The sequence below is a fragment of the Arthrobacter sp. AL05 genome (assembly GCF_029960715.1).
In the GTDB taxonomy this organism is placed as follows: domain Bacteria; phylum Actinomycetota; class Actinomycetes; order Actinomycetales; family Micrococcaceae; genus Arthrobacter.
Genome location: NZ_JASBRC010000008.1, coordinates 57,465 through 71,007, shown reverse-complemented (window position 1 = coordinate 71,007; position 13,543 = coordinate 57,465). Strand labels below are relative to the sequence as shown.

Genomic DNA, 13,543 nt, shown 5'->3' with positions numbered 1-13,543 from the left:
TCATGGTGCAGATAATCAGTAAACGTACGGTTCGTGCGCCGAACGGTAGGAAATCCTCGACGAACGGTAAAACTACTTCCCGAGTCCCGCCTTCCGCAGCGCCTCGGCCATAGCGGTGTTGGCCGGTGCGGGAACCGCTTTGGCTTGAGATGTTTTTGCCGGGGATGTTTTTGCCGGCACCGGGCGCTGCGGCTGCCCGGCTGAAGACTGGCGGCCGGGCACCGGAGCGCCGGAGGGCCGCCGGGCAGCGAACGGTTGGGACGCTCGGCCCGCTTGGGCTCCTTGAGCCGCTGGTCGGTCCGGACGAGCTGCCGGTTCGTCGTCGAGCCGCAGGGTCAGCGAAATCCGTTTCCGTTCCGGATCGGCCTCCAGCACTTTGACCCGCACCACCTGGCCGGATTTGACCACCTCGCGGGGATCGGAGACGAACCGGTTGGCCAGCGCCGAGACGTGCACCAGGCCGTCTTGGTGGACCCCGACGTCGACGAACGCACCAAAGGCCGCCACATTGGTCACGGTCCCTTCCAGCACCATCCCCGGCCTGAGGTCCGAGATCTTCTCGATACCCTCCGAGAACGTCGCCGCGGCAAAGGCCGGACGCGGGTCACGGCCAGGCTTCTCGAGTTCGGCGATGATGTCCTGAACCGTGGGCAGACCAAAGGAACCGTCAACGAAGTCCGCCGGATTCAGCGCTGTGTAGCTTCCGGCGGCCAGCTCTTTGCCCGCCGCAGCCTTGATCTTCCGCGCCACCGGGTAGGCCTCCGGGTGCACGCTGGAGGCATCCAGCGGCTCCGCTCCCCCGCTGATCCGCAGGAAACCCGCGCACTGTTCGAAGGCCTTGGCGCCGAGCCGTGGCACCTTCTTCAGCTCGCTGCGCTTGCCGAACGGTCCATGTTCATTCCGGTAGGCCACAATATTCTCACTCAGCAGCGGACCGACGCCGGCCACTCGGCTCAGCAGCGCCGGGGACGCGGTGTTGACATCGACGCCGACTGCATTGACGCAGTCTTCGACAACGGCGTCGAGGCTACGATCCAGCTTGGCTGCGGTGACATCGTGCTGGTACTGCCCGACGCCGATCGACTTAGGCTCAATCTTTACGAGTTCCGCGAGCGGATCCTGCAGCCGCCGTGCGATGGACACGGCACCGCGCAGGGATACGTCCATCCCCGGCAGCTCAGCGGCAGCCAGCGCCGAGGCCGAATAGACGGACGCACCGGCCTCGGAGACCACGATTTTTTGCGGTTTGCCGCTTCGGTTGGCACTTTCCGTGCCCGTTGTGAGCTGTTTGAGCAGCTCCGCGGCGAGTTTGTCCGTTTCCCGCGACGCCGTGCCGTTGCCAATGGCGACGAGTTCGACGCCGTGCTTTTGCGCGAGGTTTACCAGCGTCCGGAGCGCCTCGTCCCATTTCCGGGCCGGCGCGTGCGGGTAGACGGTGTCCGTGGCAACCACCTTACCGGTGCCGTCCACCACCGCGACTTTCACCCCGGTCCGCAGTCCCGGGTCCAGGCCCAGGGTGGCGCGGTTCCCGGCCGGCGCAGCGAGCAGCACATCGCGCAGGTTGGCGGCGAAGACCCGTACTGCCTCATCCTCGGCGGCAGCGAACATCCGGCTTCGCAGGTCAGCGGTGAGTCGGGCCAGTACCCGCGAGCGCCATGCCAACTGGGCGGTCTGCAGCAGCCAGGCGTCTGCCGGCCGGCCGCGGTCGGCGACCCCGAGGAAGCGGGCGACGGCGGCTTCGTACCTGCTGCGGGCGGCGGTGAGGGCGGCGTCGTCGTTCGGTTCAGCCTCGGCGAGATCCAGCTCCAGCACGCCGTCCTTTTCGCCGCGCAACAGCGCCAGGACGCGGTGCGAGGGCATCCCGGCGGGCTGCTGGGAGAATTCGAAGTAGTCCTTGAACTTCTGGCCCTCGGCGTCCTTGCCCTTTTTCACGCGGGACACCATCCGGCCCTGGGTCCAGAGCCGTTCGCGCAACGCAGCTGCCAGGTCCGCGTCCTGCGCGACACGTTCCACCAGGATGGATCGGGCCCCCGCGAGCGCCGCCGCGGCGTCCCCGATGGAGTGCTCGGCGTTGAGGTAGCGGCCCGCTTCCCGTTCAGGATCCAGCTCCGGCCGCTTCAGCAGCGCCTCGGCGAGCGGCTGAAGCCCGGCCTCGCGGGCGATCTGTGCCTTGGTGCGCCGCTTGGTCTTAAACGGGAGGTAGATGTCTTCCAGCCGCGACTTCGTATCGGCCCCGGCGACGGCGGCCTGCAGTTGCGGCGTCAATGCCCCCTGCGCCGCGATAGCCTCGAGAATGGTGCCGCGACGCTCCTCCAACTCGCGCAGGTATCGCAGCCGCTCCTCCAGTCCACGCAGCGCGGTGTCATCGAGCGTCCCGGTGGCTTCCTTGCGGTAGCGGGCAATGAAGGGCACTGTGGACCCTGCGTCGAGCAGGTCCACTGCGGCTTTGACCTGCCAAGCCTGCACACCGAGCTCTGCGGCGATCTGCGCGGCAATGCCGGACTCCTGCGTGTGCGGAGCCTTGCTGGTGGCGGACGGGGACGGGCGCTGCGGGAGGTTGGTCACCCTGCCATTTTGCCTTACCCCGGCGTTTCCCCGGGCGTCTCCCCACCGGCACCGGCACGCGGATGCTCGGCGTCCTGGAGGACCTCGTTGTGGCGGAGGAACCAGGGCTTAAACGGCGGATCAAAACGGGCAAACCGGGGCAAGCCCACGGCGCGTAGGCCTGCATTCGTCAGGGCTGCCTGCAGTTCCAGGTTCCGTTGCTCGAAAGCGCCCTTCGAGCCGCCGCCGGAGAACACCTTCGCGGCCACGAAGGACCCGGGCACGGTCCGGATCCTGACCTTCGGATCTGACGGTACCGGGGCAGTTTCAGCTGTCATTCCCGCCGGCAGGACAAAGGCCACCACAAACTCTGCCGCACCGTCTGCGCTGGTCAGGGACCCGCTTTGGAGCACCGGGGCGGTCATCGCCAGTTTCTGGGACGGGCCGAAGCCCTGCACAACCGGGGCGGTCATGGCTACCGACTGCCGGGCAGCGTTGTTGCCGCTGATGTAGTTGAAGAGGTATCGGAAGGCCGCGTTGCCTGCCCGGTCGAAGCTTGCGTTGACCCGGACTTCGGCCACCACGTGCGTCGGATAGTGCCGCAACTCGAAATGCGGGTAACGCTGGACAAGTTCGAAAGGCTGCTGTTCCGTCATGGTCTTCAGACCATACGCCCGACCGACGACAGGAACCAGTGCGTTCCAGCCCTGGTGCCCGCCGGAATGTCGGCGGGCTTTGATAGCTTGAGGACCAGAAGGGCGGTCGGCGCTGACGCCCGCAGGCCCAGCCTTAGAACCAGCAGCGCGTCAGTTATCGGGGGCACAGTGTTTTTTCTTGAACCGGACGTGCCGGGTTCCGCACCGGACCTGGTTTTTTCCGCGAGCGACCTCGTCACGGCAGCCGGTTGTGAGTATCAGGTGCTGCGCAAGCTTGACGAGAAGCTGGGCCGTGCCCCCAAAGCCGGGTTCGAAGCTGACGAGATGCTCCAGCATGCGGCAGTGCTCGGTGACCGCCACGAACTCAAGGTCCTCGCAGGCTTTGTCGAGGAGTTCGGTCCTTGGAATCCCGCCACCGGGCGGGGGGTGTACGACGTCGCGCCTGCCCAAGCCATGGACCGCACGACGCTGCTGTCCAAACACCACGAATCCCTTGAAGCCCTGCGCTCGGGGTCAGACGTGGTGTTCCAGGCCGCCTTCTTTGACGGCCAGTTCCATGGCCGCTCCGACTTCCTGGTCCGCCAGGCCGACGGCAGCTACGCGGTGTTCGACACCAAACTGGCCCGCCATGCCAAGGTGACCGCGCTGCTCCAGCTGGCCGCCTACGGTGATCAGCTGCTGAAGGCCGGGATCACACCGGACCCCGCCGTGACCCTGATTCTCGGTGCCACCGTACCGCTCCCGGGTGGTGGCTTCGACTACGTCCGCACCAACCACAAGCTGGCCGAGATCCTGCCGGTCTTCCGCGAGCGCCGGGACCGTTTCGTGGCGTTGACCGCCGCCCATCTGGCGCAGCCGCAGAAAGTGCGCTGGGGTGCGGCCGGGCTTAGCGCCTGTGGCCGCTGCGACTACTGCCAGGAGCAGGCCGCAGCCACAGACGATTTGCTGCTGGTGGCGCGGATGACTTCGGCGCAGCGCAAAGCCCTGCACGCCCGGAAGATCTTCACGGTCAGGGCACTCGCCCAGGCTGACCTTCCCGGAGCGAACGCAGCCCTGCTGCGGCTGCAGGACCAGGCCCGGATGCAGAGCGGGGTTGGCGCTGCCGACGGCGGAGTCCGGTACGTCAAGGACGGAACGGAACACGCCCTCAGCTACCGGGTGGTCCCGGAGAACTCCCTGGCGGAGCTGCCACCTCCCAGCGCCGGTGATATTTTCTTCGACTTCGAAGGCGATCCGCTGTGGCAGGAGAGCGCCACCGGGGTCTGGGGACTGGAGTACCTGTTCGGCGTCGTCGAGGCCCCGGCAGGGCCCGGCTTGGCAGGGGTGTTCCGGCCGTTCTGGGCGCACAGCCGGGAGGCAGAGAAGCAGGCGTTCCTCGACTTCCTCGACTATGTCCAGCAGCGCCGGCAGGAGTATCCGGATATGCACGTCTACCACTACGCCGCTTACGAGAAGACTGCCCTCCGGAAGCTCTCCGTACTGCACGTCGCCGGCGAGGACACCGTCGACCGGTGGCTGCGCGAAGGACTCCTGGTGGACCTGTACCAGACGGTCAGGACCAGCATCCGAATCTCCGAGAATTCATACAGCATCAAGAAACTTGAGCCGCTCTATATGGGGACGAACCTGCGGTCCGGGGACGTCAAGGACGCCGGCGCCTCCGTGGTTGCCTACGCCCACTACTGCGATGCACGCGACGACGGCCGGGCCGGGGAGGCTGCCTCAATCCTCGCCGGGATCTCCGACTATAACGAGTACGACTGCCTCTCCACCCTGGCGCTCCGTGATTGGCTCCTGGACCTGGCACGGGAGCGCGGCATCGGGCCGGACGGTGCCGGCGGGGCTTCCCCTGCTGCTCCCCCCACCGCCGGCTCCGGCACCGACGCCGCACCGGGAACCGCTGACCTCGATGAACTGGAAGTGAGGCTTGCCGGGCTGGCGGAGGCCGGCGTCGGGCTGTCCGGGAACGACCGGAGGGCCGTTGCGATGCTGGCGGCGGCGGTCAGCTACCACCGCCGCGAGCGGAAGGCCTTCTGGTGGGCGCACTTCGACCGCTGCGAGAACGGCCCCGACAGCCACCACCAGCAGGACCGCAACGTCTTCCTCGTCGAGGACGCTGAAGTGTTGACGGAGTGGCGCAAGGAAGGTGCCAAGCTCCCGGAGCGGAGGGTAAAGCTGATCGGCACTCTTAGCCCTGGCTCCGATCTTCGTGCAGGCAGCACCTGGTTCCGGATGTACGAACCGCCGCTCCCGGCCGGGCTCGAGGGGACGGGGATAAACGGGAGCGGTCGCAACGGGTGGTTCGGAACGGAGGTCCTGGAGCTCGGCCACGAGGACGGCCGGGATACTGTCATCATCCGCGACAAGCTCCGCCGTGGCATCGAACCTTACGGTCAGGTGCCCGTGGCGCTGACCGAAGACCAGCCCATCCAGACCAAAAGCCTTGAGGAGGCCTTGGCCACCCTTTCCGGCGACGTCGCCGCCGGATTAACAGCCGCGCCGCCTGGTTTCCCGCGTCACCCGGCGCTGGATCTTGTCCGCCGGGTTCCGCCGCGGCTGGTTTCCGGGGCGCCGCTGCCTGCGCCGGGTGAGGGGCCGGACCGTTTTATTAACGCGATCACCGAGGCTGTTAGGTCCCTGGACCATTCCTATGTCGCGGTCCAGGGACCGCCGGGGACGGGCAAGACCCACGTGGGGTCCCATGTCATCGCCCGGCTGGTAGCCAGCGGCTGGAAAGTCGGTGTCGTCGGTCAGTCCCATGCGGTGGTGGAGAACCTGCTCACAACAGCTGTGGCTAAGGCCGGCGTCGATCCTGCCTGCGTGGCCAAAGACGTCAAACACCAGGAACCGCTCCCGTGGGATCAACGGTCGGCGCAGGATGTTGCGCGGCTGCTCGCTTCCCCGGGCGGCGCCCTGATCGGCGGGACTGCCTGGACGATAACTGGCGCTAACGTTCCGGCCGGATCCCTGGACCTGCTGGTCATTGACGAGGCCGGCCAATTCTCGTTGGCCAACACCCTTGCCGTGGCGCAGGCGAGCAGCCGCCTGCTCTTGCTTGGCGATCCCCAGCAGTTGCCGCAGGTCAGCCAGGGCAGCCACCCCGAACCCGTGAACGACTCAGCGCTGGGCTGGGTTTCGGCCGGCCATGCCACGCTGCCGCCGGGGCTTGGTTACTTCCTGGCCGACTCGTGGCGGATGACCTCGCAGCTGTGCCGGGCCGTCTCCGAACTCTCGTATGACGGCAAGCTGCGCTCGGCCCCGGCCGCGGACCTCCGCCGGCTCGAGGGAGTTCCGTCCGGGATCGAGACGGTGCTGGTGGAGCACAGCGGCAACACCACGTCCTCGGTCGAGGAAGCCGCCGAAGTTGTCAGGCAGGTACGCCGCCATGTGGGGCTGAGCTGGCATGCGGAGGACGGCACCCGGCCGCTGGCAGGTGCGGACATTCTGGTGGTGGCTGCGTACAACGCCCAGGTCAACGTGGTTCGGGAGGCCTTGGAGGACGCGTCCCTGGCTGGCGTCCGGGTGGGAACCGTAGATAAATTCCAGGGCCAGGAAGCCGCCGTAGTGATTGTGTCCATGGCGTGTTCGGCGGTGGCCGAGGCCCCGCGCGGCATGGAATTCCTGCTCTCCCGCAACCGGATTAACGTGGCGGTGTCCCGGGGCCAGTGGCGCGCGGTGCTGGTCCGTTCGCCTGAGCTCACCAACTACCTGCCCCTGCACCCCGAAGGCCTCGAGCAGCTGGGCGGGTTCATCGGGCTGTGCCAACGCTCTGTCGCGGCCGGTAGCTAGTCCGGCTAGGAGTGAACCGACCCGGCCAGCAGGAGCGCCTCATCGAGCACCGTGCCGAAGTTCACCGGATTGTGCGCGAACCGGCCCAGGAAGAGGCCGGAAACGCCGTCCAGTGCCGGCAGGAGTCCGGGCTTGGCTGAGCCGCCATAAATGATGGGCAAGTCGGCCCGTCCCGAGGCGGCAAGGTTGTTCCGGAGCCGCGCTACGACGTCGGACACGTACCCGGCAGCGGCTGGTTCCGGCGCACCGATGGCCCAGACGGGCTCGTACGCGATGACGAGCCGCGAGGCAAGATCCCAGTCGCCGTCGACGGCGGACCGGATCTGGCGGTACACAACGTCCGCGGCGCTCTCAGCATTGCCGGCGTCGGCCTCTCCGACGCACAGCAGCGCCGTGAGCCCGGCGTCATCCGCGGCCCGGATCTTGCGCGCCACCATCGCGTCGTCTTCTCCGAAGTGGCGCCGGCGCTCGGCGTGGCCGATCTCCACCAACCCGACGCCCAGCTCGGCCAGCATGGACGGGGCAACCTCCCCGGTCCATGGCCCGTCGGCCCACCCGCAGTTCTGCGCGCCGAGCAGCAGCGGCGAACCGGCAAGCAGCGTGGCCGCGGCCGGCAGCACCGGGAACGAGGGGATAACAAACGGGACAACCCGCCCGGCTGCGAGAGCCGGGCGGGTGTCCACAACATGCCGCAGCCGTTCCAGCCAGTCCAGGCTGTCCCGGTATCCCAGGTACATCTTGGAGCTGACACCCACCAGGATGCTGCCGGCGGTGAATTGGAGGGCGCTGCGCTGCTGCATTGTTGGTGCTTTCTGCTGGATCGGGCGGAACGGCTTGGTTTACTTCTCCAGCAGTTCGTCCGCTTTGTTCTTGAACCGCTTGGTGGCGAACATCATTGCCGCGGCCAGGAAGGGCAACACACCGAGGGCGTAGACGCCCATGGTCCCGGTGTCCGAGGCGGTGGCCTGGTTGACAGTGGTCCGCAGGATCGGTGCCACAAATCCGCCGAGGTTGCCCAGCGAGTTGATCAGGCCAATACCGGCAGCCGCGGCGGTACCGGTCAGGAACGCCGTCGGGTAGGACCAGGCGATCGGGCCGATCGAAAGGAAGCTGCACACGGCCAGCGTGATGAAGATGATGCCGAGGGCAGGCATGTGGTTCGCGCCGGCCCACGCGGAACCGAAGATGCACAGCCCGGTGGAGATGAACAGCCCGGTGCCCCAGACCCGGCGGCGGACCACCGTGTTGGCGGCCTTGCCGATGAAGTAGCAGGCGAAGATACCGAAGAACCACGGGATCGCGGCCAGCAGACCGACAGCAAGGCCAACCTTCTGGCCGGTGAGCTGGGCTACCTGCTGCGGGAGATAGAACGTTACACCGTAGACGGCGATCTGGAGGCAGAAGTAGATGACGGTGAAGTACCAGACCTTGCCGTTCTTCATGGCGGCGAGCACGCCGCGCGGGCCGGACTCTTCCTTGACGGTGTCCTCCAGTGCCATGACCTCCAGGAGTGCGCTCTTCTCTTCCTTGGTCAGGAACTTGGCGTCCTGGGGGCTGTTGATCAGGAAGAAGAACGCTGCAACGCCGGCGAGAACTGCCAGCATGCCCTCGCTGAAGAACATCACCTGCCAGCCCTGGACACCGGGAACCTGGTCGCCGATGTTGATCAGCCAGCCGGAGAGCGGCGCGCCCAGCATCTGGGAGAACGGCTGGGCCAGGTAGAAGATGGCGAACATCTTGACGCGGACCTTGTTGGGGAACCACGCGGCGAGGAACATGATGACGCCCGGGAACAGGCCGGCTTCGGTGACACCCAACAGGAAGCGCAGGATGATGAACGACGTCTCGCCCTGGACGAACGCGAAGCACGCCGAGACGATGCCCCAGGTGATGGCGATGCGGGCCAGCCAGATCTTGGCGCCGAACTTCGTCAGGAGCAGGTTGCTCGGGATTTCGAACAGGGCGTAGCCGATGAAGAAGATCCCGGCACCGAGGGCATAGGCGCCGGCAGTGATGCCCTTGTCCACGCCCAGGGCGGCTTCGGCGAAGCCCACGTTGGTGCGGTCTAGGAAGGCCACCACGTACAGGATGACCAGCATGGGCATAAGTCGGCGGGACGCCTTGGAGATCGCCGATTTTAGGACCGGGGTCTCCAGAAGGTCCCTGGTGGACGTTGATACAACGGACATCAAAACTCCTCGTCGAGCAGATTAGTTGAGTGAATCAGGTGGGTGGAGCGGTCAAAACGATGTTCTCTAGCGGGACAAGGCGATGATCATGACCCCGGCCAGGCAGGCCAGGATCCCGACGGCGAGATAGATCTTCCGTCCCCTGCTCCACGACGCGAATCCGGAGGTTGCGGTCTTACTCGGTTGTGCCACGGTGCTTCTTCCTTAGTGCATGTAGAGTCCGCCATCCACATTCAGCGTCTGGCCGGAGATGTAGCCGGCGTCCTCGCTGATGAGGAAGGCGATGGCGGCCGCGATGTCCCGGGTGGAGCCCACCCGGTTCACGACGAGGTCTTTGGTCATCTCGTCCTTGCGTTCCTGGCTCAGGGTCCCGCCCATAATGTCGGTATCGATGGGGCCCGGCGAGATCGCGTTGACGGTGATGTCGTATTCACCGAGTTCGCGGGCGGTGGCACGGGTCAGCCCAATCACGCCGGCCTTGGCCACGGAGTACGGGGTTTTGGAGTAGGTGCCGCCGCCGCGCTGGGCGGAGACTGAGGAGATGTTGACGATGCGGCCGATCCGGTTCTTGACCATGGACTCGGCGACCCGGCGGGTGGCGTAGTGGACGCCGTTGAGGTTGATGCCGAGGACCCGGTCCCACTCGGCCGCGTCGAGTTCCAGGTACGGGACCGGGGAGCTGACGCCGGCCACGTTGGCGAGGGCCACGATCTGCGGCAGTTCGGCTTCGATCGCGTCGATGGCTGCACGGACGGAGGCCTCGTCGCCGACGTTGGCGCCGGCACCGAAAGCCCTGACGCCGTACTCGGCCGCGAGTTCCTTGGCCGCGGCCTTGCACCTGGCGTCGTCGAGGTCGATGATGCCGACGTTCCAGCCCTGCGCGGCCAGGTAGTTGGCGGTGGCACGGCCGATGCCACGCTCCGAAACGGCGCCGGTGATGATGACTGTGCGTGCTGCGGGGAAAGTGCTCATAAAGCTGCTCCTGAACGGATAAAAAGTGGAAGTGGCGGTGCTAGTTGATGGGCGCGGGGCCGAGATCGTCGATGAGCTTCTGCATCGCCACATAGGCCTTGTTCCGGTAGGCGATGAGCTCGGGAGTACGCTCGGCGGGGACGTTGAGGAAACCGGCACCGGTCTTCGTGCCCAGCTTTCCGGCGTCGACCAGCTCGCTGAGGATCTTCGGCGTCGCAAAGCGTTCCGGGAATTCGCTTTGCAGCGACTTGTAGCAGAAGTTGTAGACGTCCAGCCCTGCCATGTCGGCAATGGCGAACGGCCCAAAGAACGGCAACCGGAAGCCGAAGGTGGTGCGGACCAGGGTATCGATGTCCTCGGCCGTCGCAATCTCCTGCTCCACCAGCTGGGCGGCCTCGTGGAACAACGCATACTGCAGGCGGTTGAGCACAAAACCGGTGACGTCCTTGACGACGGCGGTCTGCTTGCCGGCCGCGTGGACAAGGTCGCGGACGGCGCCGATGGTGGCCGCGGTCGTCCCGGCGTGCGGAATGATTTCCACGCCCGGGATGAACGGTGACGGGTTGGAGAAATGTACCCCCAGGAACCGGCCCGGGTTGGTGACCGGTTCGGAGAGTTCCGCGATGGAGATGGTGGAGGTGTTGGAGCCGATGACCGCGTCCGGACGGGCCGCGGCGCTGATGCGAGCCAGGGTCTGGTGCTTGATCGCGATGACTTCCGGGACGGCTTCTTCGATGAAGTCGGCGTCGGCGACGGCCTCCTCGATGTCCCTGGCGGCCCAGAGGTTCTGCTTCAGGATCTCGGTGGAACCGGCCGGGAAAAGCCCCGCGGCGACAAACTCATCGGATTCGGCCAGCAGCCGGTCGTAGTTCTTTTGCGCCACCTCGGCGGACACATCGGCCAGCGCTACGCGGGCACCGCCAAGGGCCAATACCTGCGCGATCCCACCACCCATGTAGCCGGAGCCGACGACGGCGATCTTGCGGGCGGCGTTAAGTGCACCCGCCGCATCGATGGACTGTGCAGCCTCGCTGCTGAGGTTGTCGGTCATGGTCAGACTGCTTTCGTGTAGTCGGGCTCGTAGGAGCAGATGGCGTCCACCTTGGCGGCGGAGGAAGAATTTTCATCAAAACGGTGGCTGAGCCATTCGCCCACGAGCTTCTTAGCCAGCTCCAGGCCGATGACGCGCTGCCCGAGGGTGAGCACCTGGGCGTTGTTGCTGAGCACGGACCGTTCCACGGAGTAGCTGTCGTGTGCAGTGACGGCACGGATGCCGGGAACCTTGTTGGCCGAGATGGCGACGCCGAGTCCCGTGCCGCAGATCAGCAGCGCCCGGTCGGCTTCGCCGTCGGCGACTTTTCGGGCGGCAGCGACGGCGACATGCGGGTAGGCGGTGGTGTCGTCGGCGCCGACGCCGACGTCGTGGACGGTGGCGACGCGGGGATCCGCCTCGAGCAGCGCCTTCAACGCCATCTTGTATTCGACGCCGGCTTCATCGTTGCCGATGACAACGCGCCAGCCTGTTGCTGTGCTCATGCCTGTGCTCCTTGCTGTGCCGGTCCGGGTTTGACGGACGCGAAATCGATCTCTGCGGTGTCAGGGTATTCGGTGTTCAGGTGCGCTGAAATCCGCGCCGTAATAAGGGCGAAGGAAATGGCTCCGGGGTCCGCGTGGCCGAGGCTTTTCTCCGCAAGCGGCCGGGCGCGGCCCTTCAGCGGACGGAGCTTGGCGGTATCCTCGGCAGCGGTCTGCGCTGCGGCGGCGGCGCCGGCGAGCGCCCCAGCGACGGACGCACCGCCGTCGAACGCGGTGACAAATGTGTCTTTGAACGGCAGCAACGCGTCCACCATGGTCTTGTCTCCCGGTTCTGCTTTGCCGAGTTCGGTGATGGCGTCCGCAAAAGCGGTGACGGCGGCGGCGGCATCTGCTCCCGAATAGTCCTCCCGGTTTCCCAGCGCAAGTCCGGCGGCAATGACGGCGGAACCCCAGAGCGCGCCGGAGGTGCCGCCGGCGCGCTCGCTCCAGGCCTCCCCCGCCGCGGTGAGGACCCGGGCAGCCGAGGCGCCGCCGTCGAGGGCCACCGCCTGCTCGGCCGCCGTGACAGCTGCGTCGACGCCGCGCCGCATCCCGATGCCGTGGTCCCCGTCGCCGGCGATGGCGTCCAGGCGGCCCAATTCGTCTTCATGCTCGACGACGACGTCGCGCACCTGGCCCAGGATTGCCGCAGCCCGCAGCCCGAGGCCCGCCGCTGCCGCGGTGGGGTGTTCGACGTCGGCTGCCGCTTCCGTTTCGACCAGCGCCTGCTGGCGCGGGCGGCGCGGACCCAGGTTTCCCTTGCGGAACGCCGGCGTGTCCGCCGGTGCTCCCCAGTACCGTTCGAGTTCGTCATCAAGCCAGAGCAGGGTCAGGGAAAGCCCTGACATGTCCAGGCTGGTAACAAGTTCACCGCATTCCGGTTCCACAACTGTGAGACCGGCCGCGACGAGGAGCTTTTCGATTTTCCCGAAGAGCAAGAACAGTTCGTCATACTTGACGGTGCCGAGGCCGTTGATGATCGCCACCACGCGGTCACCGGCGTCGTGCGGCTTGTCGGCGAGCAACCTGGAGACGAGCAGTTCGGCGAGTTCCGAGGCCGTGGGCATAGGGTGTTCGGAGATTCCCGGTTCACCATGGATGCCCAGGCCCAGGGACATCTGCCCGGCGGGTACGTGGAAGAGCGGTTCGCTGGCGCCGGGAAGCGTGCAGCCCTCGAACGCGACACCGAGGGAACGGGTCCGGTAATTCGTCCGGATGGCCAGCCCTTCGACGTCGTCCAGCGTCAGTCCGGCCTCGGCGGCGGCGCCGGCGACCTTGAAGACGGTCAGGTCACCTGCGATTCCGCGGCGCTTCTCGATCTGCTCGAGCGGAGCGCTCGCAATGTCGTCCGTGACCAAGACGGTGCGCGTTTCGATACCTTCGGCGTTGAGGCGGAGTTGCGCCTGGCCGAAGTGCAGCACGTCCCCGGCGTAGTTGCCGTAGCTCAGCAGCACGCCACCGCCGGCGTTGGCGGCCTTCGCGACCCGGTAGACCTGGCCGGCTGCCGGGGAAGCGAACATGTTGCCGCAGGCCGACGCGGTGGCAAGTCCGGGGCCGACGAGTCCGGCGAAGGCGGGATAGTGGCCGGAGCCGCCGCCAACCACCAGTGCGACCTGTCCGGCGGGTACCTCGGTGGACCGGACGACGCCGCCGTCCACACGGGCTACGTAGCCTCGGTTGGCTGCCACAAAGCCGTCCAACGCCTCATCCGCGAAGTCCGCGGGGTTGTCGAAGATCTGGGTCATGGTTCCTCTTTGAATCCGTGGTGGAGGTAATTCCGAAGTGGAGCAGGAGCAGCGGAAGTCAGCGGGCCGCCGT

At 66.6% G+C, this 13,543-nt stretch carries 10 protein-coding genes; 1 reads left to right on the top strand and 9 read right to left on the bottom strand.

The genetic code is table 11. The annotated features are described in order from the left end of the window. Window positions 1–72: 72 nt before the first annotated feature. Together QK287_RS11475 and QK287_RS11470 are read right to left on the bottom strand one after the other, a co-directional pair. Window positions 73–2,565 (bottom strand): Tex family protein, encoded by a 2,493-nt coding sequence (locus QK287_RS11475; RefSeq protein WP_282360116.1) that lies wholly within the window; start codon window positions 2,563–2,565, stop codon window positions 73–75. A gap of 14 nt (window positions 2,566–2,579) precedes the next feature. Next, window positions 2,580–3,200, bottom strand: a complete 621-nt coding sequence (locus tag QK287_RS11470; protein WP_226776450.1) for a heme-binding protein — start codon at window positions 3,198–3,200, stop codon at window positions 2,580–2,582. A gap of 168 nt (window positions 3,201–3,368) precedes the next feature. Here QK287_RS11470 and QK287_RS11465 point away from each other — a divergent pair, with 168 nt between their 5' ends. After that, complete coding sequence (locus QK287_RS11465) at window positions 3,369–6,989, top strand: TM0106 family RecB-like putative nuclease (RefSeq protein ID WP_282360115.1); 3,621 nt, start codon at window positions 3,369–3,371, stop codon at window positions 6,987–6,989. A 5-nt stretch (window positions 6,990–6,994) separates the two neighbouring features. Here the strand turns inward: QK287_RS11465 and QK287_RS11460 are convergent, their stop codons facing one another. The 7 genes from QK287_RS11460 to QK287_RS11430 form a co-directional block, all read right to left on the bottom strand. Further along, window positions 6,995–7,789: a triose-phosphate isomerase family protein gene (locus QK287_RS11460; protein ID WP_282360114.1), complete on the bottom strand. Its 795-nt coding sequence runs from the start codon at window positions 7,787–7,789 to the stop codon at window positions 6,995–6,997. Between the two features lie 39 nt (window positions 7,790–7,828). Then, window positions 7,829–9,178, bottom strand: a complete 1,350-nt coding sequence (locus QK287_RS11455; RefSeq protein WP_282360113.1) for an MFS transporter — start codon at window positions 9,176–9,178, stop codon at window positions 7,829–7,831. A 66-nt stretch (window positions 9,179–9,244) separates the two neighbouring features. After that, the gene (locus QK287_RS11450; protein WP_256447068.1) at window positions 9,245–9,370 is read right to left on the bottom strand and encodes a hypothetical protein; all 126 of its coding nucleotides are present in this window, start codon (window positions 9,368–9,370) and stop codon (window positions 9,245–9,247) included. A 12-nt stretch (window positions 9,371–9,382) separates the two neighbouring features. Then, window positions 9,383–10,150 (bottom strand): SDR family oxidoreductase, encoded by a 768-nt coding sequence (locus QK287_RS11445; protein ID WP_282360112.1) that lies wholly within the window; start codon window positions 10,148–10,150, stop codon window positions 9,383–9,385. A 40-nt stretch (window positions 10,151–10,190) separates the two neighbouring features. Beyond that, window positions 10,191–11,201 carry a 3-hydroxyacyl-CoA dehydrogenase family protein gene (locus QK287_RS11440; RefSeq protein ID WP_282360111.1) on the bottom strand — a complete coding sequence of 337 codons (1,011 nt, stop codon included), beginning with the start codon at window positions 11,199–11,201 and terminating at the stop codon, window positions 10,191–10,193. A 2-nt stretch (window positions 11,202–11,203) separates the two neighbouring features. Beyond that, complete coding sequence (locus QK287_RS11435; RefSeq protein WP_282360110.1) at window positions 11,204–11,686, bottom strand: ribose-5-phosphate isomerase; 483 nt, start codon at window positions 11,684–11,686, stop codon at window positions 11,204–11,206. Further along, complete coding sequence (locus QK287_RS11430) at window positions 11,683–13,470, bottom strand: dihydroxyacetone kinase family protein (protein WP_282360109.1); 1,788 nt, start codon at window positions 13,468–13,470, stop codon at window positions 11,683–11,685. The genes QK287_RS11435 and QK287_RS11430 overlap by 4 nt, the downstream gene beginning before the upstream one ends. Window positions 13,471–13,543 lie beyond the last annotated feature (73 nt).